The following is a 25,270-nucleotide window of genomic DNA, read 5'->3' as shown; positions in this document are numbered from 1 at the left end:
GAAAGCATGATGATGCTTTTAAAATTTTATCCGGCCACGCGCGGTAGCCGGATTGGAAATAAAAATACAAGCCGCCAAAGCTTGGCGGCTTGATGAATAAATAAGTAATGCCTGTATTCTACCAAATTCTGCCGAAACCGCAATGATTAAAACGGATTTTCAGTAAAGTGTTGTTTTCTGTTCTATTTTGTTTTTTCAGACGACCTGAAAACTAAATATTGAAGTATTTTCAAAGCTGCATGGGAAAAACGGTTTCTTAAATGAATGGTTTTGATTAAAATGTTCGCTAATAATCCTTAAGGATTAGTCTTATCTAATTATATAAAGAGAATATATGGAAACAAAACCAACTTCCCAAAATGAACAACAGGCTAACCGCCGTTATTTGACTGTTTGGCGATGGCATTTTTATGCCGGGCTTTTGGTTGCGCCGTTTTTAACCCTGCTGGCTGTTACAGGGTTGGGAATGCTGCTATTTGCCAATATCACCGGTAAAGAAGGCGAACGCATACATGTTACGCCGCAGGCAGTGGTTCAGCCTTTGTCGGCTCAGGCTGAAGCTGCTAGACAGTTTGTGAATCCGGAAACTGCTTCTGTAGTGCAGTATATTGCGCCGCGCGCAGATGATATGGTGGCCGTATTCCGTGTGAACAACGACGATAAAGCCACTATGGTTGCCGTTGATCCTTATACGGCAAAAGTCGTGAATACAATGCCACGCGGTCAAGGCTGGTATCACACGATGGACGAAATCCACGGCGATATGATGATGGGTGCGACTGGTGACTACCTGTTGGAAACCGCTGCGTCGCTAACCATCATCATGATTGTGACCGGTATTTATTTGTGGTGGATAAAACAGCGTAGTCTGAAGGCTGTTTTTTTGCCTAAAGCAGGCAAAGGTCGTTCTTGGTGGCGCAACCTGCACGGTGCATTTGGCTCTTGGGTTTCTTTGATTTTATTGCTGTTCTGTCTGTCAGGTATTGCTTGGGCAGGTATTTGGGGCGGTAAAGTGGTTCAGGCGTGGAGCCAATTTCCTGCGGGTAAATGGGGTGTGGAGCCTAATCCGGTATCTTCTGTACCAACCCATGGTGATGTGCTGAACGACGGTAAATCCAAAGAAGTGCCATGGATTTTGGAACTGACGCCTATGCCGGTTTCTGGTACGACAATGGGCGAAAACGGTATTAATCCAAGCGAACCGATGACGTTGGAGACGGTTGACCGCTTTGCGCGCGAAATTGGCTTTAAAGGTCGCTATCAGTTGAACCTGCCTAAAGGTGAAACCGGCGTATGGACGCTGTCGCAAGACTCAATGAGCTACGATATGATTAGTCCGACTGCGGATCGTACGGTACACATTGATCAATACAGTGGCAAAATCCTGGCGGATATTCATTTTGACGATTACAACTGGTTTGGCAAGTTCATGGCGGCAAGCATTGCTTTGCATATGGGTACGCTGGGTTGGTGGAGCGTGCTGGCGAATGTTGTGTTCTGTCTGGCGATTATTTTTATCTGCGTTAGCGGCTGTGTGATGTGGTGGAAACGTCGTCCTTCGGAAGCGCGTGGTTTGATTCCTCCGGCACAGAAAATCAAATTGCCGGTATGGTGGGCAATGGCTGCGCCACTTCTGATTTTGGCTGTGATTTTCCCAACAGCCATTGCTGCAATTGCTGTTATTTGGATTTTGGATACACTGTTGTTGTCGCGTATCCCGGCATTGGCAAGATGGTTTAAATAACCGCCCGATGTGATTAAAGGCCGTCTGAATCTTTTGTTTCAGACGGCCTTATATATTACGCCTCAAGCAAGGGGTGTAAATCTTAGTTAAAACCCCTTGACAAATATTATTAACCGATATTTGAGAGGGGTCTAAAATGTCAATTTGTTTCTACACTATCACACCACAACCGGAACAAAATCCAGTTGCCTACATCGTCCGTCTTTTCTCCGATAAAAACGGCTATTCCAAGCTCATTAATACAAGAGCCTTCCCTGTAACTAATCCCCAAAATCCAAAAGCAACAGAAGAAACCGCTTCTTTATATGGCGAGTTATGCGTTACTGATTTCATGAATCAGGAGAATAACGCATGAACCGTTCAGCTTCAGCAAGCGCGGAACGCGCTCTTCCTTGTCTAAATAGTAACAACTGCATTGAGATTGAAAACTCTTTTGAAAACAAGGAAAACAATTTCCAGTAAATGCGGAAAAATTCGCTAAATCCAATGAAAACCTAAACGAATTTTCAACTTCGCACAAAAAGTCTGCTTCGGCCTTAGAAATGAATGTTCATCAATTCATCGAAGCTTTCGGAATTGATAACGTTGGTTTCCTAACTTTGACGTTTGCCGATGATGTTCAAGACGTGAAAGAAGCAAGCCGTCGTTTTCATAGCCTTAGAACAAACTTTCTGAAACGCCATTTTGAACACTATATCTGCGTTTACGAGCGCATGAAAAGCGGTCGTATTCACTTTCACTTAATCGTAAACACAAGACAAAACATCAGAAACGGCCTCAATTTCCGCCAAATTCAAGCTAAAAATTACTCAAGCGCGAATAAAGCCCTTCGCCAGCTTTGGGTTTTACTCCGTGAAAACATGGGTAAATATGGCTTTGGCCGTTCTGAATTATTGCCAGTTAAAACAAATAGTAAAGGCCTTGCCCGATACGTTGCCAAATACATTGCAAAGCATATCGATAGCCGTTTGCCTGAAGATAAAGGATTCCGCCTGATTAGAACGACTATTGACAAAAAGCACCTTTGGAAGATGGCAAACAGTAATTTTTCTTTTGTATCTGCTGGTTCTCGCAAATGGCGAGAACAGCTAAGGAAATGGATTAATCGCATTGACTCTTATTTAAAGTCCATGCCCCTTTATAAATTGCGTCCATACGAATCAATCCATCAGGACAACTACAATCACATTTTATCTGATTACCTAAGCCCAAAATGGGCATTTAAAAACCGAGAAACCATCGTAAATCTGATTTAAACAGAAAGGAAAAAACATGACACAAGAAACAGAACGCCGACAAGGTATGTTTGTTATCGCCTCTTTTGATCGAATGTTCACGCGTGAACGCAAAAACCAAGACGGCACGTTTACCAAGACACATTATGTCGGCCTGATTATCCGTAGCGAAACTGAAACGCGCCTTTGCGAAGTTCGCACCAAACACCCTGAAAAATATGAAGGCTATAAGCCTCAACAAATTGTATCAATGCAAGTATTCCCACGCGCATTTAAAGACAACATCTATTTTTCAGACGAAGCATAAACAAGATTCAAGGCTTTGCGGTGTGCCTTGAATTGACCCCGAAACACCGCAAAACTTTTTTTCAACATTAACTAAAGGAAAACAAAATGAAATTCCAAAATCTGAAAAACAAAGCGAAGTATGCTCTGGCAACTGTTGCCGTTTCTGCAATGTCTGCTCCGGTCATGGCTGATACAAACTTGCTCGATACCGCCTCTACAGAAATCGGCGCTTTGAAAACTGGCATTATCGCATTTGGCGCAGTTGTAGTTGGTTTGGCCGTTGTGATTGCAACTATTTCCGTTGCAAAACGAGTAATCAATAAAGCATAAGGTTTGATATGGGATATCGAGTAGGCCAAATCTGTTATGGCACGCAGATAGAAGCTCAAAATCATGTGATGTCCCAAGTCATACCGACAATCGATAAAGACGGGGTGTTAAATCACCCTGTCTTTATTGGTTCGGCATGGGAATATCACGGAAGCCAAGTAAAGCTCAACTTTCCGCAGTGCAATAATCAAGATTTTTATGATCAGGGTAGAGAGTTGGGACAGTCTATGCTATTTGCTTTTATAGGTTTATTTATTGTCGTAGTCTGCTTAAAAGTCGTAAAACTGGCCAATATGAAAAATGATGAATAAAAGGGAAAAGGAAAAATGAATGATACCAGAAGTTTATTTTATTCTCGGCGTTTCGCCCTATGTAGTCGCCTGCTTGTGCTTGTATGTTTTGGCACTCAAGTTTTAAGTCCGTTAACAGCGTTTGCAGAAGTCGGCCTTCCTCCGCCGGCACAACATCAAAACGCAGGCTTCCCAAGTGACCAAGCCTTGCAACGTCGTGGCTACGATCCAAAAACAGGCGTTTGGAAGGTTGATGTACAAAACAACGGCAAACCGACAATTACCAAAAACGGAAGTGATTTTAGTGGTAGTCAAGGCAAAAATGTAACGGTTACAGGCCGATATGGCGAAACTGGCACGATGAATACAACTGTTAATCAAAGAGTTGGTACAGGTAGGCTTCAAACTGTTGCAAATACAGTCATTGTTGCAAATGCTGTTAATAATTCTTATACAAAAAATTATGCAGCAGAAGCAGCAAAGGCGTTTAAGAACGGCAATTATTTACAAGCTGCTCATAATTCAATAATGACTTTAGGAGCTACTTTAGATGGTATTTTAGGCGGAGCAATCAGAGATATAGCTACAGGCATTGGCAATGGATTGAAAGAACCTCAACAGTATGAACAATCCCAACGCCAAGCAGAAGCCGAAGGCAACTATCAAAAAGCAGTAGCGCAAGCAGCAGCAAAAAAAGCAGCAGAAGCAGCGCAAAAAGCGCAACAACAAGACCAAAAGAAAAAAGAAGAACAGAAAAGAGAAGAAGAAGCCAAAGCAAAAGGGCTTTATGCTTATGATTTAATTCTTATGAAAACTTTCCAACCAAACATTTACAAATCTGAAGCTTCAACTACATATAAAAGTTACAAGGTTTATTCAAATAACTCTAATTTAAATATATATTCAAACGGTTTTATAACGAATGACAATTTTAGAAATGTAATTTCCACCGGTTTAGAAAATCCGTCAAAAATTAGTTTAGAAATTGGAAATCTTTCTCAAAACAATAGAATATATTACGAGCTTAAATCATACCCCGCAGGCAGTCCCAATATTCCCAATGCAGCTAAGAATACTGGTCAAGTAAATCCATCAGATTTCATGCTGACACAAAAAGAAATTTTAGACATTCTTAAGCGTATGCTTGAAAACGATCAGACAAATCATGCCGAATTGATGAACCAACTGGCAAAAATGGGCGTTATGAATCAATCTGCCGAGCCAAGCACATTTAGCCCTGATACCGCACTTAGTGCGCCCTATACCCCAGAAGGCAGCAGCACCCCACAACAAACAAGATTCAAAATGAATCAAGATGGCACTGTAGGCGTTGATTATGTGCCACGTCCAGATTTAAAGCCAAACAGTCCAGAAGCACCGAATAAGCCCGAAAAGACAACACCAAGCAGACAGGAGAGTCCGGACACGCCAAACGCACCCAATAGCCCTAATTCTCCCAATACACCCAATGAGCCGAACAGTCCGAATAGTCCAAACAATCAACAAACGCCAAAACAGCAAGAAAATGGCCTTTGTTCGCTGTTTCCAAACATCGCAGCGTGTGCAGATATGGGCGAGGTTGAAGCGCAAGAACCTGAAGTTCCCCAAAATACGATCGATATAGGCTCAATAAAACCAACTGACACCTTTAAAACAGACGGCGTTTGCCCATCTCCCAAAACATTTGACATGGGTATTTTAGGTACTTTTGAAATGAGCTATGAAAACGTTTGCTACATAGCTTCAAAAATCAGGCCAATTTTAATTTTAGTAACCATTATTAGCTGTGGTTGGGCTGCTTATGCAGCAGTAAAGGAATTGTGATATGTGGGCAAAGTTATTAACCAGCGTATTAACGACTGTTGCAGGAAAAATTATGTCAGCCGTAGGACTAAGTTTTATAACTTATGTAGGTTTAGATGCCCTTCAAAATCAGCTTATGCAGGCCGTATCCCAACAAGTAGGCGGTTTGACAGAGGATTCCTTGCAAGTGCTTTACATTTTAGGCATAGGGGTTTGTCTAAACTGGATTTTCGGAACATTCACATTTATAGCTTCGCTCAAAACAATGTCCAAACTGTCAGCGATAATGGCAAGTAAATAAAAGGGTAAATTATGCTTTATCTAATTACAGGTGTTCCCGGCTCGGGTAAAACCCTAAAAATGATTTCAGACCTTATGAATAGGTCAGATTTAAAAAACCGTCCGCTATATCTTGACGGTATCCCTGAAGTAAATGACAAAATTATTCCTAACTTGCCTATTCCAGAAGGCGAAAGTATGCAGACTTGGCACAAATGGGCGCCAACGGGTGCAATCCTTGTTATTGACGAATGTCAGCGCGTATTTAGGCCACGGCCAAGCGGTTCAAAAGTTCCCGATTTCGTAGCGGAACTGGAAACGCACCGTCATAAAGGCATTGATATATTCCTGCTTACACAACATCCGCGCCTAATAGACGTTAATGTACGCAGTCTGATAGGCCATCATTGCCACATTGGCAAAACCAGTTTGGGCGTGCGCCGTATGATTGAATGGGAAAGGTGCGCGAATCCAGAATCTAATAGCGACGTCGCAAACGGCGTTAAAAGCGTTTATAAACTTGATAAAAAAGCATTTGGCGTTTACAAATCAGCAGAAGAACATACGAAGATTAAAACAAAACTAAGTAAAGTAGTTTTCATCTTCCCTTTTGTCCTTGGCGTGATATTAATCTGCTGTTTTTATGTATGGCAAAGCTGGAAAGACATCAGCGCCCCGATCGAAAAACCGAAAACGGAAGTTTCCGCCTTGGCGGAAAGCCCTAAAACGGACGGTACGGCAACCGCTCCAGCGGTGGACGGAACGGACGGATTAGGGCAATACCCGAAACAAGAAACAAAGGCAGAAGAACCGCCGAAACCGCACATAAGCGAGGACGACTTTAAACCGAGAATAGAAGATAGGCCAGAAACAGCGCCGATGTATGACGGAATGAATAAAGCCGTTAAAACCATGCCTTGGCCCTCCGCGTGCGTTAAAAGCGATAATGGCTGTAACTGCTATACAGACCAAGGTTCTAAGATTGCAGAAATCAGTAAAAAAATCTGTTTAAGCTATATTAAAGATGGCTTGCCATTCAACCCTTATAAAACTAAACAAAACGAAGCATTAACGGCTGATTCAAATTCATCAGTTTCAGAAAAACCGCAAGTCTTGACAATGGGTGGAAAGAGTCCGCAGAATTTGATGTATGACGGATACGAAGAAAAAGCCCTAAGTAATGAGGGCGGAAAGGTTAATTAGTGAATTCAGGTATAGCTTTTTTATTAGGAATTTGGGCTGCAACAATGTATGAGCGTAAAGGCTGGCGAGGATTTTTTAAGTATTTCGTTCTTCCGATGTTCATAATGTCGTTAATAGGAGCAGCAGTAATTATTTATTATGGATATAACATAGCCAAATAGCCCACCTAACCACAAGTCAGGGGGGGGATGTCCAGAAAGATTTGTAAAGACAGCTTTATCGTCTTTATAAATCTTTTTGGATACCCCTTGACGCTAGCCCACCCGAAAACGCTTTAAAGAAGGGTTGGTGCGGTTTTTTGCACCAACCCCTGCCACATGGCGAATGTCGCCGAAGGCAAGCACACGATAAGCTTCAAGCCCTGAATGAGTAAATCAGCCCATTGAGGGCTTGGCGTTTGACGAAACACCAAGTAAAGCCCACGACTTCGAAAGTACGGCCAAAGCGTACAGCTTGTAGCAAAGATAGAAGCGTGGGCTTTCGTACATCTTAAGTTTGAACACTATCTAGGGCAAAAAGCCCGAATTAATAAGGTAAAACCATGTACTTAGGAATAGACGTTTCAAAGCTCACAATAGATTGCTGTTTGATTGCAGACGGTCAAAATCATCAAAAGAAGTTTCAGAACAACAAAGTAGGATTTGAACAATTAACAAAGTGGCTACAAAGTCATAAAGTATCCGATAAGCTCCATTGCGTGTGCGAAGCAACAGGCACATATTACGAAGCATTAGCCGAATATCTTTATTTAAGATACACAATTACCGTAGAGAATCCACGAAAGATAAAAGGATATGCGATAGCAGAACTACAACGATCAAAAACAGACACACAAGACGCAAAGTTGATAGCGCAATATTGCCAAGACCGAAAGCACAAATTAAAAGCATGGCAACCGCCGGCAAAAGAACAGAAGCAATTACAGGAAATCGCCCGATATTTAGACTATCTGAAACAGCAACGCGCAACAGAAAAAGCCAAACACCACGAAGCACCCGACTATATCAAATCCCATATTCAAACAACTATTTCAAATCTGACAGCACAAATACAGACAGTCAAAAAGCAATTACTCCAGTTCTACAAAGACAATCCAAGTTATAACAATTTACGCAAAAGGCTGAAAACAATAACAGGCATAGGCGAGCAAGCGACAGCCGTATTGTTATCAACCTATAAAAGACATGAATTTAAAAATGCAAAACAGTTCACGGCTTATCTAGGATTAGACCCTAGAAAATATCAATCAGGAACAAGCGTAAACGGAAAAAGCAGAATATCAAAAATAGGAAGTTCAGAAATACGGAAAAGCCTTTATATGCCTGCCGTTGTTGCATACCGTTGTAATGCCTTTCCTGAATTTGTAGGCCGTCTGAAAAACAAGGGAAAACATATAAAGCTGATATTAATAGCCATCATGATGCGGAAACTGGCGGTAATAGCGTTCACGCTTTTGCAGAACGGCCAAGATTTCCAAGTGGAAAGATATAAATGAAAAATTAAACCGGGCTTTCACCGGCGATTTTTAATTTATTGAAAATAAAGCATAAATCAAAACATTAAATACATTCAAAACAAAATAAACACCTCGAATAAGTCGGGGTGCGTATTCTTGCAACGTCAATAAATGTAAAGATGTTTGACTGTGCAATACACTATCTTTGTTATAAAGGTTATAAAGAAGCAGGGGGTGTTATGATTCTGTTTAAGTTTATGCGTGAGATGGGAATTGTGATTGGCTTACAGGATTGTGTAAGAAAGACAAGGAGTTCTTGTATAAAAACAAAAACCCACTTCATTGAAGTGGGTTTTTGATGAAGGCTATTAACCTTTGCGAGCAGGCAATTTTTCTTTAATGCGAGCTGCTTTACCGGTCAGGCCGCGCAAGTAGTACAGTTTGGCGCGACGTACGTCACCGCGGCGTTTAACTTCGATTTTTTCTACGGTAGGAGAGTACAGTTGGAAAGTACGTTCTACACCTTCGCCGCTAGAGATTTTGCGAACGATGAAGTTACTGTTCAGGCCACGGTTGCGGCGAGCGATAACAACACCTTCGTATGCTTGCAGACGGCTGCGAGAGCCCTCAACTACGCGTACAGATACGACAACGGTGTCGCCTGGAGCGAATTCAGGGATTTCTTTGTTCAAGCGAGCGATTTCTTCTTGCTCTAATTGTTGAATCAAGTTCATTTGTTTTTCCTAAGTTATGATTGGATTTCCTGTTGCTCTTGCAAGATTTCTTTTAAGAGGCGGGATTCCTTTGGGATTAAACTGCGCTTTTCCAATAAATCAGGTCGGCGCTCTAAAGTGCGTCGCAGCGATTGTTTCAATCGCCACTCGGCAATCAAGCCATGATTTCCTGAGCGTAAGACATCAGGAACCATCATGCCTTGGAATTCTACGGGTCTGGTGTAATGAGGACAGTCTAAAAGGCCGTCTGAAAACGAGTCTTGTTCGGCTGACTGTATATCGCCCAACACACCCGGAACCAATCTTAAGACGGCATCCATCAACATCATGGCGGGTAATTCGCCACCTGAGACGACAAAGTCGCCAATGCTGATTTCTTCGTCCACACTGCTTTGCAATAGTCTTTCATCTATGCCTTCATAGCGTCCGCATAGAAGAATAAGATGGGGCAGTTCGGCAAGATCTGCGGCCTTTTTATGCGTCAGCGGCTGACCTTGCGGACTGAGATAAATTACTTTGGCAGGTTTTTGCGAGTTTGCTTTGGCTTCTTCGATTGCAGATTGAAGCGGTGGCGCCATCATAATCATTCCCGGACCACCTCCGAAGGGGCGATCATCAATATAGCCAAGTTTGTTGTCGGCAAATTTTCGGGGATTGATGGCTTGAAACTGCCAAAGATTTTGTTTTCTTGCTCTGCCTGTAACGCCGTATTCGACAATGCTGTCGAACATCTCTGGGAAAATGGTGATGGCTTGGATCAGCATCAGTAGTCCAAACCCCAGTCGGCAATAATGGTTTTGCTGTCGGTATCGACAGATTCGATATAGTTGGAGACAAAGGGAATCAGGATTTGTCCGTGTTCGCCTTTAATCATCAAAACATCATTTGCACCGGTTTCCATCAGGTTGCTGACTTTGCCGAGGACAATGTTTTCTTTGTTGATGACGGTCATACCGACTAAATCTGCCCAGTAGTATTCGTCTTCCTCGGTAGGGGCGAATGACTCTCTGGGGATTTCGATGGTATAGCCGCGCAAGGCAAAGGCTTGGTCGCGATCGTCTATACCTTCAAATTTGACCTGAAGTTCGCCATTGACAATTTTACCTGCCTCAAGCACAACATCCAGGGTTTTGCCATCCTTGCACAACTGCCACTCTGGGTAGTCCAGCAGACTGTCGGTATATTCGGTATTGGCGGCAATTTTAAGCCAGCCTTTAATGCCGAATACGCCTTTGATGTAGCCCATGGCTACCCGTTTTTGAGTGTCTGTCATGGTCGTTTTAGCTGATTAAGCAGCGATTTTTTGCTCTTTAATCAGTTTGGCAACTGCGTCGCTAACTTTCGCGCCTTGAGCAACCCAGTGGTTGATGCGGTCTGCGTCGAAACGTACGCGTTCTTGTTTTTCGTTGGCAACGGGGTTGTAGAAGCCTACGCGCTCGATGAAGCGGCCGTCACGACGGTTGCGAGAGTCAGTTACGACTACGTTGAAGAAAGGGCGGTGTTTTGAGCCGCCGCGAGCCAAACGGATAACTACCATTTTGAGTCCTTTTGAAAAATGCGGATATATAGAAACCGCTAATTTTAGGATATTTCACACGGGTTATGCAAGTTTTTATTTGTTTTTGTTGCTGTTTTGCCATTCGTTCAAATCGAGGCTTGCTTGATACAGGCCGCGGTCGGTTTCCGATGGGGTGACGGTAAATCCTGATTTTTCAGCGAGTTTGAGCATCGGTGTGTTTTCTTTGAGGATTTCCGCATTCATGGTTTGGTAACCTTGCTGTGTGGCAGTTTGGATAATGAGGCTCATCATTTTGCCTGCCAAACCGGTTTTGCGTGCTTCAGGTGCTAAAGTAATGCCGAACTCGCACTCATTACGATTGATGCGGCTGTAACGGCTGACTGCGACGATACGGCCGTCTGACGCGAAGGCGGCCCACGCACATTCGGTATGGAAATCGGGATGGGTCAGCCGTGTGAGTGTGGGCAGCGGCAACTCGTTGGTATGGGTCATGAAGCGCGTATAGCGGTCGGCCGAGGGTAATTGGCGGACAAATTTTTGTTTGGCTTCGGCATCTTCAGGTTCTAGTGCGCGGATGTGCAGTGTGTTGCCGTCGGGCAGGGTAAAGGTATCGGTTTGGATCGGATAGGGTGCGAGTACGTTTTGTATCTCGGGCGTTTCGGTTTTAGGATGCAGCAGTTCGGAAGCGGCCTCGCCAGTGCTGCGTAGGAATTCGGCTGCGGCCGGATTTTTTTGTTGGAGGTAGGCGGCGGCACTTTGCATTTTAGCAGCGGCCTGTTCTAAGGTTTGGACGGCTTTTTTAGGAATTTTGGTTGTTGGTGCAACAGGTTTTTCCACGATTTCTGGAATGATGGTGCTGCTGTATTGGCTGCCGTTGTAGTTGAGGATAATGTCGCCGATATGCTGGTCGTTGTGGATAAGCGTGTTTAGGGAATGCAGGAATTGATTGAGAACGGAAGTGTTGTTGAGTTCTGCAAATTGGCTTAAACGCTGGATATCGAGTGTGGTAAATGGAGGTAATGCGGCTTCGGTTTTGCCGTTGTAATGGGCGGAAAGGATGTTGCCGTAAATGGCATGGCGGCTGAACCGGAACTGGACGGCATTGTGTTTTTGGGTTTGGCACGGAGGCAGGTATAGGGCTTCCGCCATCAGTTCTGTTTGGCCGGACGCAATGGCTTTATCGATACTTTTGCTTTTAGGTGTTTTCAGACGGCCTGTTTTGGCTGGGGCAGGGGTATTTTGTACTTGTTGCAAATAGGCTGTTTGATTGCGGAAATAAAGTGTCAGCAAGGCTTCTTCCGGCGTGTTAAACCGAGTCAGGCCGTCTGAAAAACGATAGCTGATGAGAATGGGCTTGCTGGTTTTTTGTGCCAAATTATCCAGAGTTTGATGAATGCTGTACGCATCCGGCGTATCTGGTGAAATAATGCCGAGCAGGGCTTGAGTATGCGGATTTTGTAATTGTTCGAGTGCCAAGCGGTGGATGCGTGCAGGCGTGGGGTTGCTGCCGATGCAGCCTTGTCGGACGGATGGTACATCGGTTGGGAGGTTGAGGGTCAATTCGCAGGCATTGGCGGTAGTGCGCAGCCATTCTATCGGCGTATCGGACAATATGGTGGGGTGGGTAATAACGGGAATGCCGGAAAGGTGGGCTTTTAGGGCTGCTTCCAGTTCGGCGGTATTGAATACCGGTTGGAAATTGCAATGGCGGCTGAGGCTGCGTAGGATAGCTTTGTCTGTGTTGTCGGTGTAGTGTGTGGACAACAGGATAAGCGGAGTGTGGCGTGTAAAGTGTCGGATGGCGCTGAACAGCTCGCGTTGGTTTTCCGCCGGATTGTAGTGGATGACGGCAACTTTGGTATGGCGGTTGTGGCCGAAGCGGTTGAGCCAGTCGGCGGATGTGGTGGGGCTTAGGTCAAAGTTGAGGCTGATGTGGCGCGATATGCCTTGGTGCAGCGTGTTCAGCAGGTGGTTGATGTTGCGGCTGACGGTGCTGTGGCCGGTCAGTAATGCGATATGGCCGGCTGGATAGTCGGCTTGGGTGCTGATGTTGAGGTTGAGCGAGGGGAGTTGGATGCCTGCGCTGTTGCACACGGTGATGTTCAATTCGTCGCCGTGATATTTTTGAATGATGGAACGGGCATTTTTGCAGGATTCGGGTGGCAGGTTTTCCCAATCTTGAATCAGGATAATGTGGCGCAGGTCTTTTTTACGGCAGGCTTTGAACAGCGAGTCGTAATGATCGGGCGGGATAACGGCAACAACCAAATCGGCTTGGCCCGGGATTTTGCTGAGGTTGGAGTAGGAGGGAATGCCAGCGACACTGCTGTGTCGAAGATTGACGGGGGTGATTTTGCCTTGATATGAGGAACCGAGCAGGTGGCTGAAAATGCGTTCGCCAAGGCTGTGCGGACGTTCGCTGGCGCCGACGAGGATGATGTGTTCAGGCATGAAGAAGTAGCCGGTTTGGGCAGTTGCACTCATGATGGTTCCTTATTTGTGTTTTGGGCCGTCTGAAAAGTTTCAGACGGCCTTATTTTTAGACTTCTTTTTTGTCTCCGGCTTTCTTTTTGGGAAGGATGAAGCGCATCCTCAGGCCGTTGGGTTTGACATTTTCAGCAATGATTTTACCGCAGTGCTGTTCCATAATGTGCTGCGTCAAGGCAAGCCCTAAACCTGTACCGGGCTTGTGCGCGCTGGAGTCGGCGCGATAAAAGGCAGTGAAAATATGTGGAAGCTGCATTTCGTCTACGCCAGGCCCGTTGTCGGTCACATCGATAATCCAGTTTTTGCCGTCTTGTCCGATATGGGCTTGAATGGTGCTGCCTTCCGGACTGTAGTTGATGGCGTTGCGGATAACGTTGTCGAAGGCGCGGTATAGATAGCCTTCGTTGGCACTGATTACGGCATTTTCAGGGATTTTGGGATCAATGCTCAGGGTAACGCTTTGGTTGTTTTGGTGGGCAATGCTTTGGTTGTCCTCAATCAAGTTGGTCAGGAAAGGAACGAGTTTGAGGTTTTCTTTTTCCAAAGGAATATTGGAAGTTTCCAGGCGTGAGAGGGTCAACAATTCTCCGACCAAAGTATCCATGCGTACCAGTTCGCCTTCGAGTCGCTTGAGGTATTGCTCTTGTTTTTGCGGCTGAGATTGAATCAGGCCGACAATCGCCTGCATACGCGCCAGCGGCGAGCGCATTTCATGAGAAACGTGGTGAAGCAGGTGGCGCTCTTTGGCAACAAGTTTTTCCAGTTTCTCGGCCATTTTGTCGAACTGCACGGCAAGGTGAGACAATTCGTCGTCACGGTCGTCAACTTGCTGGGAAATGCGGGTTTCGAGTTCGCCGTTGGCTACCCTGTCCATACCGCCGCCAAGAATTTTAATGGGCTTGGTTATGTTGTTGGCAAGGATATATGCCATCAAGAGGCCGACGATGATGATGAAAGACAGAATGATAAATTCGTGCCAAATCGGCGAGAGCGGCAGGCCGGGAATGAAAAGCGGGCTGGGCAGGCGTTGGGCTTGATGGTTGTCCCAGCCTTTAATGAAGAAGAGGTATTCTTCGCCGAAACGGTCGTATTCGATGTGGGCTAAATCGGATTCGGGATTGTTGATGGCAAAGATGCGGGCGCGTTCGATGGACAGGCTGTCGATATTGCGGCCTAAAATATCTTTTTTATCGTCGCCGGTAATCACATAAACGGCATTGGAAACCGGATTGTTTTTCCATTCGGAAAGAATTTCACGCGCACCGCTGTCTCCGCGTGAGTTGAACGCGGAGATGATGCTGCTCATCAATGTGGTTTCGATGGTGCGGCGTTGGTTGAATTGGTTTTCGGCGAGAGTGTTTTGTACTAGCCAAAATGAAAAACTCGCCACAAAGATTGCGCAGACGATGACTGCGCAAAATGTGGCGAAGATGCGTTGAAACAGTTTCATTGATCTGTTTAATCTTTAGTTTTTAACAAACAGGTAGCCTAAGCCGCGTACGGTTTGAATCAAGGAGGCATCGCCCAATTTGTGGCGGATACTGGAGATGTGTACGTCGATGCTGCGGTCAAATTTAGCCAGTTTGCGGTCGAGTGCTTCGATAGACAGAGTTTCTTTGCTGACAACTTGTCCGGCGTGGCGCATCAAAACTTCAAGCAGGTTGAACTCGGTGCTGGTCAATTCAAGCGGAGTATCTTTGATGCTGGCTTGGCGTTTGGCAGGGTACAGGACAACGTCGCTGACAGAAATGCTGTTAGGCGCGTTGTTTTGTTCGTTGCTGTGTTGCGCACGGCGCAAGATGGCGTTGATGCGGGCCAAGAGTTCGCGCGGTGTGCATGGTTTCGGTACGTAATCGTCCGCACCCATTTCCAGACCGATAATGCGGTCGATGTCGTCGCCTTTCGCGGTCAGCATGATGATAGGCACGGTGCTTTGGGTGCGTACGTTTTTCAGTACGTCCAAACCGTTCATTTTAGGCATCATGGAGTCTAATACGACGACATCGTATTGTCCGGTCAGAATTTCTTGAACGCCGGCTTCGCCGTCAGGAACGCTATGAACGTTGAGGCCTTCGGCAGTCAGGTATTCGGTCAGCAATTCGGTCAAGAGGGCATCGTCATCTACGAGTAATACGCGACTCATGGAATTTCCTTTTCGTGATTGTATGCGCCGCGGTACTAAATGGCAGTACGGCGCTTAAAATAGAGTTGTGTTCAATCTTAACATGCAATCTGCTTTTGTTGATAGCGTAATTTTCTGTGCTTTTGCGCTTTTTTGCATAGAAACTCGCTGCTCTTTACATTTTCAGACGGCCTGTAAGGACAAACTGACAATTGGGCGTGTTTTGTTCAGGCTTTGTCGCATGATTGGGCGGTTTGGTGTTTCGGTGCGTTGATGAAATCTTTGCAATCGGACAAAAGTTTGGGCAGCAAGGGAGCGAATGCCGGGTGACTGCGTATTTTGTCAGCGTAGAAATACATCATATAAGGATAATAATATTGCATTGCCTGCATCCATTGCGCACCTTCTTCTTTTTTGCCTTGTCGGTAGAGGTAAAGGCCGACTTGGTAGGCGCTGGAGTAGGGGCGGTAGGTCAGGGCTTTGAGTGCGGCTTCTTCCGCCCACGGACGGATGTAAGCATCGGTCGGGTCGGCACGTTTGCTCAAGCTCAAATCGGCGTAATAGGCAAGCATGGGGCTTTCTTTGGAAAGTCGTTGCAAGCCGTCGATTTTGTTTTGAACCGTTTGCTGATCATCGGTTTTCCCTACACGGCTATATTGGGTCAGATTTTGATATTCCCAGCTGAGGTTTGCCATGCCGATTAAAATTGATAAAGCAGCTATACCGCCTGCCCATTGTCTGATTCGGGTAGATACAGGGCCGTCTGAAACATCTTTCGGATAAGAAGGTGTCAACGACAGAATCAGGCTGAATACGGCGAGGAAGTAGATATACCAAAGAGGATATTCAAGCATGCTGTGGCAAAGGCTGACGGCGGCGGCAGTCAGTAAAAACAGCGAGGCCGGTGTTTGGTTGCGGCTCAACAGTCGCCACACGGCTGTAAGTAGGGTTAAGGCTGCAAGCAAGGTGCCAGTAATGCCCATTTCGGACAATAACTGCATGACGATATTGTGCGAATGGGTAAACAGTACGCCGAGAATATTGTTGGGGAAGTATTGTTGTTGGGCATTGATCAGGAAGGTTTGCTGGGCAAAGCTGTTCCAACCATGGCCGAACCAAGGTGCGGATTGAAAGGCAATCCATGCCTTGCTCCATTCGATTTGGCGCATGGAGCCTTCGAAACCGCTGGTGCCTGCGCGTTCGACAGCGGTTTCGTATTTGATGTTGCCAAACAAATCCAACAGGCTGCCCATGCCAAATTGGAAAGCGGCGGCCAGGATGGCGGTCAGAAGGAAAATGCACAGTGCGCGTTTGTGTTGGAAACGGGTACGCCAAAACCATAACGGCGTAATCAGGAATAGGGCGGCAATGTAGCCTAAGATAGTGCGCGAGTTGACCAGGCCGAGGGTTGCGGTCAAAGCCAATACAAACAGAAAACCTGCTGTATTGGACATTTTGCGTGCCGTCCATAAATAGGATGCCGCCAAAATGCCCCACATTAAATAATGTCCCAAATGGTTTCGTTGGCCGAGTTGGCCGTTTACGGTGCCGTTGCTTCGGGCAATAATGCCGTTCAACCACTCTACGTTGGACCAGCCTTTAAATTGCAGCCAGACGATGGCGGCCTGTATGGTTGCTCCTATCAATAAAGACCAAGCGAAGATGCTGACGACGCGTTCTTGTCCGTAGGCCGTTACCCAGCCGCGAACCGACCATGCGCCCAGTGCCAAAATGACAAAGGTCCAGGCAGTGATGTCGCTCATACCGGGGTAGGTAGAATGCATGAAGCGCGCTTGGAGTGACCAAAATGCAGCCATGGCAAACAAACCGATACTGAGTGCGGGAAGGCGGATGTTCAACAGGCCTTTGTGTGTGCTAATCAATGTCAGTACCAATGAGCCGCTCAGTGAGATGGCTTCCAAATAAAAGCTGGGCAGTGGACCGACTCGGTAGAGTGAAAGAAAAGGGACAGCGCAAATCCAAAGAAAACTGAGCCATAAAGGCCAAAAGGTTTTCACTGAAGATTCAGTCAGGCCGTCTGAAAGTGTGTGGTATGTCATTTTGATGTGTGTTTTTGTTGTTTGATAAATGCAAGGCAGCCGAGGAAAAAAGCAATGCACAATAATACGGAAACGGCGGCGCAAATCCGGCTGGCGACGGCTGTGTCAGCCAGGCGCATACAGGCTTCGGCAAAGTAAATCAGAATCAGCATGGAGCTGTATTGATAAGTGTAGATGCGTTTTTTCAAAATGCCGGTCAACGGCAGACACAGGGGCAGGGCTTTCAGTGCCAACCATGAGCCGCCTTCGCGTAATGGCGCGATCCATAATTCCCACGACAAGGAAAGCAGAATCAGCAGGATAAGGCTTATGGAAGTTGCAAGATAAGGTAATGGGGAGCGTGTATCGTTCACAATATTGAGGGCGTAAGCCGTACTGGGAAACTTAAAATTATACCGCTAAAAAGGCAGGGTAAGCCAAGAATATTGCTTAAAGATGCTGAAGAAAGGATTTATTGTTTTTTCTTCAAACGAATGAAACTTTATCTTATTTTATAGTCTTATTAATATATATATCTAATAAAGATTGTGCTACTATTATAAATACTTTATCTCAGGAGGATAGAAAACCATGAATCGCGTTGCTGATGTTATCCGTGATGATATTAAAGTAATGACAGCCTATCAGGTTGCCGATTTGCCGGAAGGTTTTATTAAGTTGGATGCCATGGAGTGTCCGCATCATCCTTTCGCCGGGTATGAATCTTTATTATCGGAATGGGCGGACTTGGCAAAGCAGGCACCGATTCATTTGTATCCCCATACTGCCAAGAGCGGTATTTATGAAGAATTGAGGGAGGTTTTCGGTATTCCCGATAAGGCGGAAATCGCGTTGGGTAACGGCTCCGACGAGCTTATCCAATTTTTGACTATGCTGGTTGCCAAACCAAATACGAAGGTATTGGGTATTGAGCCAAGTTTTGTTATGTATCGTCATAATGCCGCGCTTTATGGCATGGAATATGTCGGCGTTCCCTTAAATCCGGATTTCTCTTTAAATCTTCCTGCCGTTCTGTCTGCGATTGAGCAACATCAGCCGTCATTAATTTTTATTGCCTATCCCAATAACCCTACCGGCGTGTGCTTTAAGCGGGAAGAAGTGGAGGCGGTCATTCGTGCGGCTACCGGCATTGTGGTTGTCGATGAGGCATATGGCGCGTTTCATCATGACAGTTTCCTTCCGTGGGCGGGTGAAGTCGAAAATCTGGTCGTAATGCGCACCATCAGTAAAATCGGCTTTGCCGGCTTGCGGATGGGGTATGCGGTGGCAAGTCCAAGCATTATGGGTGAACTGGCCAAAATCCTTCCGCCTTACAATATGAATCAATTAAGCTTGGCGGCGGCAAAATTTTCATTGAAACATCATCAAATCATTCAGCAAAACATTGATACATTAAAAAACGAGCGTTCGCGCGTGATGAATGAATTGTTGAAATTAAACCGTTTGGAAGTTTTTCCGAGCGAAGCCAACTTTATTACCGTTCGCGTTCCTGATGCGAACGAGCTGTTTGAAACATTGAAGCAAAACCGCATACTGATTAAAAAACTGCATGGTAGCCATCCGCTTTTGGATCAGTGTGTCCGCATAACCATAGGCTCGGCAGCGCAAAATGATGCCGTCTTGGCCGTTATTAAAAACCTTTACCCTAATCTTTGATTTCAAGGAAACTACCATCATGAACAAAGCTCAACTGCATTTGACCAATTTTCTGTTACTGGTTGAAGAAGCCGGCTCATTGACCAAGCTTGCACGCGCATGCGGTTATGAAAACTCCGCCTCTTTGTCTCAGCTCAAACGCCGTTTGGAACAACAAGCAGGCGATGAGTCTGCTCGCGGCATTCGTCCGAGCCTGGCTGCGAAGTTGGAATCCGGCATGCACAAACGCAAAGGCTGGTTGAACCGTGATCACAGCAAAGACCAAGAAAAAGCAGCAGCGGTTGAAGCGGCGCGTTTGGAAAAACAAACTGTCGAAGCAGCCGAAGCTGGTGTTTCAACCGAAGGCCGTTTTGTTACCGTTACCCGTAATACCAGCGAAACCCAAATTACCGTCAGCCTCAATCTTGACGGTACCGGTAAATACCGCTTGGATACCGGCGTTCCTTTCCTTGAACACATGCTTGCCCAAGTGGCGCGCCATGGTTTGATTGACTTGGATATTACCTGTAAAGGCGATTTGCACATTGACGACCATCACACGGTTGAAGACATCGGTATCGTGGTGGGTCAGGCCTTGAAACAGGCGCTTGGCAATAAAGCCGGCATTACCCGTTACGGTCATGCCTATGTTCCGCTGGATGAAGCGTTGAGCCGTGTGGTTATCGACCTTTCCGGCCGCCCTGGCTTGGTGTACAACATTGACTTTACCCGCGCCCTGATAGGCCGTTTTGATGTTGATTTGTTTGAAGAATTTTTCCATGGTCTTGTGAACCACAGCATGATGACCTTGCACATCGATAACTTGAGCGGCCGTAATGCGCACCATCAAGCCGAGACTGTTTTCAAAGCCTTCGGCCGCGCCCTGCGCATGGCAGTCGAATACGATCCGCGCATGATTGGTCAAACACCTTCTACCAAAGGCACGTTGAGTGAAGAATCTGTTCAAGAAGAAGCGGAAGCCGCGTCTGAAGAATAAGGCATCGTGTGAATGAATAAAGGCCGTCTGAAACCGATCGAGATTTCAGACGGCCTTTTATTATTTGTCTTGTATGGTGGCAATATTTTGTTTTAAACCATCTTTTGCTACAATCATTCTTATTATTATATTAATCATTAAATGTTTTCAGACGGCCTGAGGAGAAGCAATGAAAGTAGCGATTGTTGATTATGGAATGGGAAACCTGCACTCAGTGTTGAAATCTGTTCAGGCGGCGCAGGTCTTGTCCAAGCAAAATGCCGAGGTTTATCTGACTTCGCGGCCCGAAGAAGTGATAGCGGCGGATAAGGTTATCTTTCCGGGGCAGGGCGCCATGCCGGACTGTATGTCTGCGCTGAAGGCCAGCGGTTTGGGCGAGGCAGTTTCAGATGGCCTGAAAAACAAGCCGTTTTTTGGAATTTGCGTAGGTGCGCAATTATTGTTTGAACACAGCGAAGAAGGCGATACAGATGGTTTGGGCTGGTTTGAAGGGCAAGTCAAACGGTTTTTGCCCAATCAAACCGATGCGCAAGGAGGCCGTCTGAAAGTGCCGCATATGGGTTGGAATACAGTGCGTCAAACCCGTTCGCACCCTTTATTTCAAGACATTGGGCAGAATGAGTATTTTTATTTTGTTCACAGCTATTATTTTGCACCGAAAAATGAAGAGATTGTTTTAGGCGTCAGCGAATATCAGAATGAATTTGCCTGCATTGTCGGTAAGGACAATGTGTTTGCCACACAGTTTCACACGGAAAAAAGCCATCAGGCAGGATTATTGCTGCTGCGGAATTTTTTAAATTGGCAGATTTGAGATTTTTAACATAAATCTGCTAAAAATCGCTAATTTGTGTAAAATATACTGAAACTGAATAGAGGAGAAAAAAATGCTGTTGATACCTGCCATTGATTTAAAAGAAGGACGTTGTGTCCGCTTAAAACAAGGCTTGATGGAGCAGGCGACGGTGTTTTCCGATTCGCCGGCAGAGATGGCTTTGCATTGGCGCAATCAAGGCGCACGCCGTTTGCATTTGGTTGATTTAAACGGCGCATTTGCAGGTGTTCCTCAAAATTTTCCAGCGATTAAAGAAATTTTGGCAGCCGTAGCCAAAGATATTCCGGTACAGCTTGGCGGCGGTATCCGTGATTTGGGCACCATTGAAAAGTATTTGGATTTGGGGCTGACCGATGTGATTATCGGTACGGCCGCGGTAAAAAATCCTGAATTTGTGCGCGAAGCATGTAAGGCATTTCCAGGTCAGATTATCGTCGGCTTGGATGCCAAAGACGGTATGGTGGCGATAGACGGTTGGGCAACGGTAACGGAGCATCATGTCGTCGATTTGGCCAAGCGTTTTGAAGACGATGGGGTCAACAGCATTATTTATACTGATATCGGTCGCGACGGCATGATGAGCGGCGTAAATATCGAAGCTACCGTCAAATTGGCACAATCCGTGAATATCCCGATTATCGCTTCCGGCGGCTTGACGAATTTGGATGATATCCGCGCATTGTGTGCCGTTGAAAAAGAGGGTGTGAGCGGAGCGATTACCGGCCGCGCAATTTATGAGGGAAGTATTGATTTCGCACAGGCACAAAAACTGGCCGATTCTTTGGCCTGACCTAAGTGCGTTTAATTATGCAGATTAGGGCTTTGCAAGGTGTAACAGCGCAAGAGTTGGCGTATAGCTGAAAATGCCTTCAAAAGCGGCATTTTGCAAAGTCCTTAGACTTAAAATCTGTCTGAAATAATTATAAAAAACAACTCACTCCATATCTTATTTTATTAAGGGATTGGTATGCTTGAAGCGTTTGTTTTGGGTTTTTGGATTATCTGGTCATCCGATCGCGAAGTGTATCCGCTAAGCGAAAGTTTGTGGTTTACACTGATTGCAGTGATACTGCGGCAGCTGACGGCGTTTGATTTGCCGATTATCGATACCTATTGGATGATTTTCAATGGGATAGTGTGGGCATTTGCCGGTTTGATTTTTTCCATCGTCGGTCGCATCGACAGCAATTTCATTATTTCCTGTGTTTTGGCGATGATAGCCGGCATTGGTTATTTTCAGCTGTTGCAACATTTGCCGGATTGGTTGAGCAAATTTTTGGCCTGACGGTTTCAGACGGCCTGATAACGGATAAGAGGTATTGAGTATGGCATTGGCAAAACGAATTATTCCTTGTCTGGATGTAAAAGACGGTCGCGTGGTAAAAGGTGTCAACTTTTTGGGTTTACGCGATGCAGGTAATCCGGTTGACGTTGCCAAACGCTACAACGATGAAGGCGCGGATGAGTTGACCTTTTTGGACATTACCGCTTCCAGCGACAATCGCGATACTATTTTGCACGTTATCGAGGCGGTCGCTTCGCAAGTTTTTATTCCATTGACAGTCGGCGGCGGTGTGCGTACGGTTGCCGATATCCGCCGCCTGCTCAATGCCGGTGCCGATAAGGCCAGCATCAATACGGCTGCCGTAACCAATCCTGATTTGGTCAACGAAGCGGCCGGTTTTTTTGGTTCGCAAGCAATTGTCGTTGCCGTGGATGCCAAAGCGGTTAACCCTGAAAACACCCGTTGGGAAATCTTTACCCACGGCGGACGTAATCCGACCGGTTTGGATGCGGTGGAATGGGCTGTCGAAATGCAGCGGCGCGGTGCGGGCGAGATTTTGCTGACCAGCATGGACCGGGACGGTACCAAGCAAGGTTTCAACCTGCCTTTGACACGCGCGGTCAGCGAAGCGGTGGATATTCCGATCATTGCTTCCGGCGGCGTCGGTTCGGTCCAACACTTGGTGGACGGCATTAAAGAAGGGAAGGCGGATGCAGTGTTGGCCGCCAGTATTTTCCACTTTGGCGAAGCGAGTATCCGCGAAGCGAAACTGGCCATGCGTGAAGCAGGAATCGAAGTGCGTTTGTGATTGCTACCCAAAGGCCGTCTGAAAAATATGGGAGAAAAACGCGAATGTCGAACATAAACGAAACGCTGCTGAATGCCGTAAAATTTGATGAAAAAGGTTTGGTTTGCGCGATTGCCCAAGATTGGCAGACACACCGTGTGCTGATGGTTGCCTGGATGAACGCCGAAGCCCTGCAAAAAACCGTAGAAACTGGGTTTGCCCACTATTACAGCCGTTCCCGCCAGAAACAATGGATGAAGGGCGAAGAGTCCGGACATACGCAAAAAGTACATGAATTACGTCTGGATTGCGATGGCGACGCTGTGGTCATGCTGATTGAACAAAACGGCGGCATTGCCTGTCATACCGGGCGCGAAAGCTGTTTTTACAAAGTTTGGCAAGAGGGCGCATGGCAGACAGTCGATGCCGTGTTGAAAGACGAAGAGGCGATTTACGGACATAAAAATCCTTAAGGCCGTCTGAAAGAAAATAAGAGAAACCGACCATGACCGATACTATCCTTACCCAAATTCAAAACGTCATCGATTCGCGCAAAGGCGGCGATCCCGATGCTTCTTATGTCGCCCAACTGCTGCACAAAGGCGAAGACAAGATTTTGAAAAAAGTCATTGAGGAAGCGGGTGAAACCTTGATGGCCTCTAAAGATGGCGGTGGCGAACATTTGGTTTACGAAGTGGCGGATTTGTGGTTTCACACCATGGTTTTATTGGCGCATCACGGCTTGCGCGCCGAAGATGTAGTAAACGAGCTTGCGCGTCGTCAAGGTTTGTCGGGATTAGTGGAAAAAGCTTCTCGCAAAGAATCTTGAATTTATATTACAATCCCGTATTTGACCTGTTTCAGAATCCGTCTCTTGGGGTAAAACGATTTCCCTTTTTTGGTTGAAACCCGTTACGCCCGTTTTCAGACGGCCATTGGAGCCATTATGGATAATTGTATTTTCTGCAAAATCGCAACCAAAGATATTCCGGCACAAACTGTTTACGAAGACGATGAGATGCTTTGTTTCAAAGACATCCGTCCTGCTGCGCCGGTGCATCTGCTGCTGATTCCGAAAGTGCACTTCGATTCACTGGCACACGCCACTGCCGAACATCAAACCCTATTGGGCAAAATGATGTTGAAAGTTCCTCAAATCGCCCATGAGGCAGGTTTGACCGACGGTTTCAAAACCCTGATCAACACAGGCAAAGGCGGCGGACAAGAAGTCTTCCACCTGCATATCCATATCATGGGTACGCCCGCATAATTATTATCTCTTTTTAAATTAAACAAATTCAAGGATTTATCATGGGTAGCTTCTCTCTTTGGCACTGGATTATCGTACTGATTATCGTCGTTTTGGTATTCGGTACCAAAAAATTGCGCAACGTCGGCAAAGACCTCGGCGGTGCGGTACATGACTTCAAACAAGGCCTGAACGAAGGTACTGACGGCAAAGATGCCAAAAAAGACGAAGTCATCGAACACAAAAAAGACGAAGACAAAGCATAATCCATGTTTGATTTCGGTTTGGGCGAATTGCTGCTGGTCGGCGTTGTCGCCCTGATAGTGCTTGGCCCCGAACGTCTGCCGCAAGCCGCGCGCACAGCCGGGCGTTTGGTCGGTAAATTGCAAGGATTCGTCAATAACGTCAAGCAGGAACTCAACACTCAGGCTGAGTTGGACGAATTGCGCAAGGTAAAGCAGGAATTTGAAACCGCCGCATCTGAGTTTCGCGACGGTATCAAAGACTTGGGCAACGATGCACAAAAAAATCTGAGCGATATTTCAGACGGCCTCAAGCCATGGGAACGCCTGCCTGAGCAGAAAACGCCTGCCGATTTCGGTGTGGATGAGTTTGGCAATCCTTTGCCTGATCTGGTTTCAAACAGCACTGAGCATGAAAGTGTAATCCAGGCTTCTGAGCAGAGTGGGGCAGTACAAACCCAAGAGCTTGTCAAGGCTGAAAATGCCGAGTCCGAGCAAGACCGCGCTTGGCGTGAGTATTTGACGGCTTCGGTTTCGCCTGCTCCTGTGGTAGAAGTCAGCTATATCGAATCCCCTGTTGCCGATGTTCCTCCGCTGCATACGACTTCTTTGCGTAAGCAGGCGATGAGCCGCAAACGCGATATGCGCCCGAAATTCCACGCCAAGCCCAAACTGCGTGTCCGTAAGTAA

Annotated in this window: 29 protein-coding genes and 1 pseudogene; 21 read left to right on the top strand and 9 right to left on the bottom strand. The window is 46.2% G+C overall.

Going from position 1 to position 25,270, the window contains the following annotated elements:
* Window positions 1–334 precede the first annotated feature (334 nt).
* The 10 genes and pseudogenes from ACTHTY_RS09660 to ACTHTY_RS09615 all read left to right on the top strand — a co-directional run bounded on the left by ACTHTY_RS09660 (window position 335) and on the right by ACTHTY_RS09615 (window position 8,667).
* A complete protein-coding gene (locus tag ACTHTY_RS09660; protein WP_440367418.1) occupies window positions 335–1,744 on the top strand; it encodes a PepSY-associated TM helix domain-containing protein in 1,410 nt (469 codons plus the stop codon).
* Between the two features lie 136 nt (window positions 1,745–1,880).
* The gene (locus ACTHTY_RS09655) at window positions 1,881–2,099 is read left to right on the top strand and encodes a hypothetical protein (RefSeq protein WP_440367416.1); all 219 of its coding nucleotides are present in this window, start codon (window positions 1,881–1,883) and stop codon (window positions 2,097–2,099) included.
* Window positions 2,096–3,000: pseudogene (locus tag ACTHTY_RS09650) on the top strand (rolling circle replication-associated protein). Before ACTHTY_RS09655 ends, ACTHTY_RS09650 begins: the two are co-directional and overlap by 4 nt.
* Window positions 3,001–3,016: 16 nt before the next feature.
* On the top strand, window positions 3,017–3,286 hold the full coding sequence (locus tag ACTHTY_RS09645; RefSeq protein WP_004520283.1) for a hypothetical protein: 270 nt from the start codon (window positions 3,017–3,019) through the stop codon (window positions 3,284–3,286).
* 86 nt (window positions 3,287–3,372) lie between these two features.
* Window positions 3,373–3,597, top strand: coding sequence for a hypothetical protein (locus ACTHTY_RS09640; protein ID WP_063067830.1), 225 nt, complete (start codon window positions 3,373–3,375; stop codon window positions 3,595–3,597).
* An 8-nt stretch (window positions 3,598–3,605) separates the two neighbouring features.
* Window positions 3,606–3,908: a hypothetical protein gene (locus tag ACTHTY_RS09635; protein ID WP_063067829.1), complete on the top strand. Its 303-nt coding sequence runs from the start codon at window positions 3,606–3,608 to the stop codon at window positions 3,906–3,908.
* A 15-nt stretch (window positions 3,909–3,923) separates the two neighbouring features.
* Window positions 3,924–5,711, top strand: a complete 1,788-nt coding sequence (locus ACTHTY_RS09630) for an IgG-binding virulence factor TspB family protein (RefSeq protein WP_440367413.1) — start codon at window positions 3,924–3,926, stop codon at window positions 5,709–5,711.
* 1 nt (window position 5,712) lies between these two features.
* Window positions 5,713–5,991, top strand: coding sequence for a DUF2523 family protein (locus ACTHTY_RS09625; protein WP_049336528.1), 279 nt, complete (start codon window positions 5,713–5,715; stop codon window positions 5,989–5,991).
* 11 nt (window positions 5,992–6,002) lie between these two features.
* A complete protein-coding gene (locus tag ACTHTY_RS09620) occupies window positions 6,003–7,172 on the top strand; it encodes a zonular occludens toxin family protein (protein ID WP_440367412.1) in 1,170 nt (389 codons plus the stop codon).
* A 541-nt stretch (window positions 7,173–7,713) separates the two neighbouring features.
* Window positions 7,714–8,667 (top strand): IS110 family transposase, encoded by a 954-nt coding sequence (locus ACTHTY_RS09615; RefSeq protein WP_440367410.1) that lies wholly within the window; start codon window positions 7,714–7,716, stop codon window positions 8,665–8,667.
* Window positions 8,668–8,996: 329 nt separating this feature from the next.
* Here ACTHTY_RS09615 and rplS read toward each other — a convergent pair whose 3' ends face one another.
* From rplS to ACTHTY_RS09570, 9 genes are all read right to left on the bottom strand, one after another.
* Window positions 8,997–9,362 carry a 50S ribosomal protein L19 gene (rplS, locus tag ACTHTY_RS09610; RefSeq protein WP_003679470.1) on the bottom strand — a complete coding sequence of 122 codons (366 nt, stop codon included), beginning with the start codon at window positions 9,360–9,362 and terminating at the stop codon, window positions 8,997–8,999.
* Between the two features lie 14 nt (window positions 9,363–9,376).
* A complete protein-coding gene (trmD, locus tag ACTHTY_RS09605) occupies window positions 9,377–10,126 on the bottom strand; it encodes a tRNA (guanosine(37)-N1)-methyltransferase TrmD (protein ID WP_440367408.1) in 750 nt (249 codons plus the stop codon).
* On the bottom strand, window positions 10,126–10,635 hold the full coding sequence (gene rimM / locus ACTHTY_RS09600; protein WP_070836875.1) for a ribosome maturation factor RimM: 510 nt from the start codon (window positions 10,633–10,635) through the stop codon (window positions 10,126–10,128). Before rimM ends, trmD begins: the two co-directional genes overlap by 1 nt.
* 15 nt (window positions 10,636–10,650) lie before the next feature.
* Entirely contained in the window at window positions 10,651–10,899 is a 249-nt protein-coding gene (rpsP, locus tag ACTHTY_RS09595) for a 30S ribosomal protein S16 (RefSeq protein ID WP_003684452.1), read from the bottom strand.
* 75 nt (window positions 10,900–10,974) lie between these two features.
* Window positions 10,975–13,365 (bottom strand): GNAT family N-acetyltransferase, encoded by a 2,391-nt coding sequence (locus tag ACTHTY_RS09590; protein ID WP_440367406.1) that lies wholly within the window; start codon window positions 13,363–13,365, stop codon window positions 10,975–10,977.
* A gap of 55 nt (window positions 13,366–13,420) precedes the next feature.
* A complete protein-coding gene (locus tag ACTHTY_RS09585; protein WP_300481352.1) occupies window positions 13,421–14,818 on the bottom strand; it encodes a HAMP domain-containing sensor histidine kinase in 1,398 nt (465 codons plus the stop codon).
* Between the two features lie 15 nt (window positions 14,819–14,833).
* The gene (gene misR / locus ACTHTY_RS09580; RefSeq protein ID WP_003748666.1) at window positions 14,834–15,511 is read right to left on the bottom strand and encodes a two-component system response regulator MisR; all 678 of its coding nucleotides are present in this window, start codon (window positions 15,509–15,511) and stop codon (window positions 14,834–14,836) included.
* 206 nt (window positions 15,512–15,717) lie between these two features.
* Window positions 15,718–17,550: a Wzy polymerase domain-containing protein gene (locus ACTHTY_RS09575; protein WP_440367403.1), complete on the bottom strand. Its 1,833-nt coding sequence runs from the start codon at window positions 17,548–17,550 to the stop codon at window positions 15,718–15,720.
* A complete protein-coding gene (locus ACTHTY_RS09570) occupies window positions 17,547–17,903 on the bottom strand; it encodes a DUF2069 domain-containing protein (RefSeq protein WP_440367401.1) in 357 nt (118 codons plus the stop codon). The genes ACTHTY_RS09575 and ACTHTY_RS09570 overlap by 4 nt, the downstream gene beginning before the upstream one ends.
* Before the next feature lie 217 nt (window positions 17,904–18,120).
* Between ACTHTY_RS09570 and hisC the strand changes: the two genes are divergently transcribed.
* From hisC to tatB, 11 genes are all read left to right on the top strand, one after another.
* The gene (gene hisC / locus ACTHTY_RS09565; RefSeq protein WP_440367400.1) at window positions 18,121–19,206 is read left to right on the top strand and encodes a histidinol-phosphate transaminase; all 1,086 of its coding nucleotides are present in this window, start codon (window positions 18,121–18,123) and stop codon (window positions 19,204–19,206) included.
* A 19-nt stretch (window positions 19,207–19,225) separates the two neighbouring features.
* Window positions 19,226–20,182 (top strand): imidazoleglycerol-phosphate dehydratase HisB, encoded by a 957-nt coding sequence (gene hisB, locus ACTHTY_RS09560; RefSeq protein WP_107857272.1) that lies wholly within the window; start codon window positions 19,226–19,228, stop codon window positions 20,180–20,182.
* A gap of 169 nt (window positions 20,183–20,351) precedes the next feature.
* Window positions 20,352–20,996: an imidazole glycerol phosphate synthase subunit HisH gene (hisH, locus tag ACTHTY_RS09555; RefSeq protein ID WP_440367398.1), complete on the top strand. Its 645-nt coding sequence runs from the start codon at window positions 20,352–20,354 to the stop codon at window positions 20,994–20,996.
* A 73-nt stretch (window positions 20,997–21,069) separates the two neighbouring features.
* The gene (hisA, locus tag ACTHTY_RS09550; protein ID WP_070589522.1) at window positions 21,070–21,807 is read left to right on the top strand and encodes a 1-(5-phosphoribosyl)-5-[(5-phosphoribosylamino)methylideneamino]imidazole-4-carboxamide isomerase; all 738 of its coding nucleotides are present in this window, start codon (window positions 21,070–21,072) and stop codon (window positions 21,805–21,807) included.
* A gap of 177 nt (window positions 21,808–21,984) precedes the next feature.
* Complete coding sequence (locus ACTHTY_RS09545; RefSeq protein WP_049331168.1) at window positions 21,985–22,302, top strand: hypothetical protein; 318 nt, start codon at window positions 21,985–21,987, stop codon at window positions 22,300–22,302.
* A gap of 40 nt (window positions 22,303–22,342) precedes the next feature.
* Window positions 22,343–23,110 carry an imidazole glycerol phosphate synthase subunit HisF gene (gene hisF, locus ACTHTY_RS09540; protein ID WP_440367397.1) on the top strand — a complete coding sequence of 256 codons (768 nt, stop codon included), beginning with the start codon at window positions 22,343–22,345 and terminating at the stop codon, window positions 23,108–23,110.
* 44 nt (window positions 23,111–23,154) lie between these two features.
* Entirely contained in the window at window positions 23,155–23,562 is a 408-nt protein-coding gene (hisI, locus tag ACTHTY_RS09535) for a phosphoribosyl-AMP cyclohydrolase (RefSeq protein ID WP_440367396.1), read from the top strand.
* A 32-nt stretch (window positions 23,563–23,594) separates the two neighbouring features.
* Complete coding sequence (locus ACTHTY_RS09530; protein WP_003679440.1) at window positions 23,595–23,918, top strand: phosphoribosyl-ATP diphosphatase; 324 nt, start codon at window positions 23,595–23,597, stop codon at window positions 23,916–23,918.
* A gap of 117 nt (window positions 23,919–24,035) precedes the next feature.
* Entirely contained in the window at window positions 24,036–24,359 is a 324-nt protein-coding gene (locus ACTHTY_RS09525) for a histidine triad nucleotide-binding protein (RefSeq protein ID WP_049329536.1), read from the top strand.
* 41 nt (window positions 24,360–24,400) lie between these two features.
* The gene (gene tatA, locus ACTHTY_RS09520; protein ID WP_003679438.1) at window positions 24,401–24,604 is read left to right on the top strand and encodes a Sec-independent protein translocase subunit TatA; all 204 of its coding nucleotides are present in this window, start codon (window positions 24,401–24,403) and stop codon (window positions 24,602–24,604) included.
* Between the two features lie 3 nt (window positions 24,605–24,607).
* Entirely contained in the window at window positions 24,608–25,270 is a 663-nt protein-coding gene (gene tatB, locus ACTHTY_RS09515; protein WP_440367394.1) for a Sec-independent protein translocase protein TatB, read from the top strand.

The sequence above is a fragment of the Neisseria sp. P0019.S002 genome (assembly GCF_051957155.1).
Taxonomy (GTDB): Bacteria; Pseudomonadota; Gammaproteobacteria; order Burkholderiales; family Neisseriaceae; genus Neisseria; species Neisseria perflava.
This window is presented reverse-complemented; position numbering and strand designations above follow the sequence as displayed.

Bases quoted from the DNA above. Each gene is read 5' to 3' on its own strand.
- hisI (WP_440367396.1), top strand. From the start codon at position 23,155: ATGTCGAACATAAACGAAACGCTGCTGAATGCCGTAAAATTTGATGAA.
- ACTHTY_RS09635 (WP_063067829.1), top strand. From the start codon at position 3,606: ATGGGATATCGAGTAGGCCAAATCTGTTATGGCACGCAGATAGAAGCT.
- ACTHTY_RS09655 (WP_440367416.1), top strand. From the start codon at position 1,881: ATGTCAATTTGTTTCTACACTATCACACCACAACCGGAACAAAATCCA.
- rplS (WP_003679470.1), bottom strand. From the start codon at position 9,362: ATGAACTTGATTCAACAATTAGAGCAAGAAGAAATCGCTCGCTTGAAC.
- ACTHTY_RS09660 (WP_440367418.1), top strand. From the start codon at position 335: ATGGAAACAAAACCAACTTCCCAAAATGAACAACAGGCTAACCGCCGT.
- hisB (WP_107857272.1), top strand. From the start codon at position 19,226: ATGAACAAAGCTCAACTGCATTTGACCAATTTTCTGTTACTGGTTGAA.
- ACTHTY_RS09585 (WP_300481352.1), bottom strand. From the start codon at position 14,818: ATGAAACTGTTTCAACGCATCTTCGCCACATTTTGCGCAGTCATCGTC.
- trmD (WP_440367408.1), bottom strand. From the start codon at position 10,126: ATGCTGATCCAAGCCATCACCATTTTCCCAGAGATGTTCGACAGCATT.
- misR (WP_003748666.1), bottom strand. From the start codon at position 15,511: ATGAGTCGCGTATTACTCGTAGATGACGATGCCCTCTTGACCGAATTG.
- ACTHTY_RS09620 (WP_440367412.1), top strand. From the start codon at position 6,003: ATGCTTTATCTAATTACAGGTGTTCCCGGCTCGGGTAAAACCCTAAAA.
- hisH (WP_440367398.1), top strand. From the start codon at position 20,352: ATGAAAGTAGCGATTGTTGATTATGGAATGGGAAACCTGCACTCAGTG.
- tatA (WP_003679438.1), top strand. From the start codon at position 24,401: ATGGGTAGCTTCTCTCTTTGGCACTGGATTATCGTACTGATTATCGTC.
- ACTHTY_RS09525 (WP_049329536.1), top strand. From the start codon at position 24,036: ATGGATAATTGTATTTTCTGCAAAATCGCAACCAAAGATATTCCGGCA.
- hisC (WP_440367400.1), top strand. From the start codon at position 18,121: ATGAATCGCGTTGCTGATGTTATCCGTGATGATATTAAAGTAATGACA.
- ACTHTY_RS09630 (WP_440367413.1), top strand. From the start codon at position 3,924: ATGAATGATACCAGAAGTTTATTTTATTCTCGGCGTTTCGCCCTATGT.
- hisA (WP_070589522.1), top strand. From the start codon at position 21,070: ATGCTGTTGATACCTGCCATTGATTTAAAAGAAGGACGTTGTGTCCGC.
- tatB (WP_440367394.1), top strand. From the start codon at position 24,608: ATGTTTGATTTCGGTTTGGGCGAATTGCTGCTGGTCGGCGTTGTCGCC.
- ACTHTY_RS09625 (WP_049336528.1), top strand. From the start codon at position 5,713: ATGTGGGCAAAGTTATTAACCAGCGTATTAACGACTGTTGCAGGAAAA.
- ACTHTY_RS09645 (WP_004520283.1), top strand. From the start codon at position 3,017: ATGACACAAGAAACAGAACGCCGACAAGGTATGTTTGTTATCGCCTCT.
- ACTHTY_RS09640 (WP_063067830.1), top strand. From the start codon at position 3,373: ATGAAATTCCAAAATCTGAAAAACAAAGCGAAGTATGCTCTGGCAACT.
- rimM (WP_070836875.1), bottom strand. From the start codon at position 10,635: ATGACAGACACTCAAAAACGGGTAGCCATGGGCTACATCAAAGGCGTA.
- ACTHTY_RS09615 (WP_440367410.1), top strand. From the start codon at position 7,714: ATGTACTTAGGAATAGACGTTTCAAAGCTCACAATAGATTGCTGTTTG.
- ACTHTY_RS09590 (WP_440367406.1), bottom strand. From the start codon at position 13,365: ATGAGTGCAACTGCCCAAACCGGCTACTTCTTCATGCCTGAACACATC.
- ACTHTY_RS09575 (WP_440367403.1), bottom strand. From the start codon at position 17,550: ATGACATACCACACACTTTCAGACGGCCTGACTGAATCTTCAGTGAAA.
- ACTHTY_RS09545 (WP_049331168.1), top strand. From the start codon at position 21,985: ATGCTTGAAGCGTTTGTTTTGGGTTTTTGGATTATCTGGTCATCCGAT.
- hisF (WP_440367397.1), top strand. From the start codon at position 22,343: ATGGCATTGGCAAAACGAATTATTCCTTGTCTGGATGTAAAAGACGGT.
- ACTHTY_RS09530 (WP_003679440.1), top strand. From the start codon at position 23,595: ATGACCGATACTATCCTTACCCAAATTCAAAACGTCATCGATTCGCGC.
- rpsP (WP_003684452.1), bottom strand. From the start codon at position 10,899: ATGGTAGTTATCCGTTTGGCTCGCGGCGGCTCAAAACACCGCCCTTTC.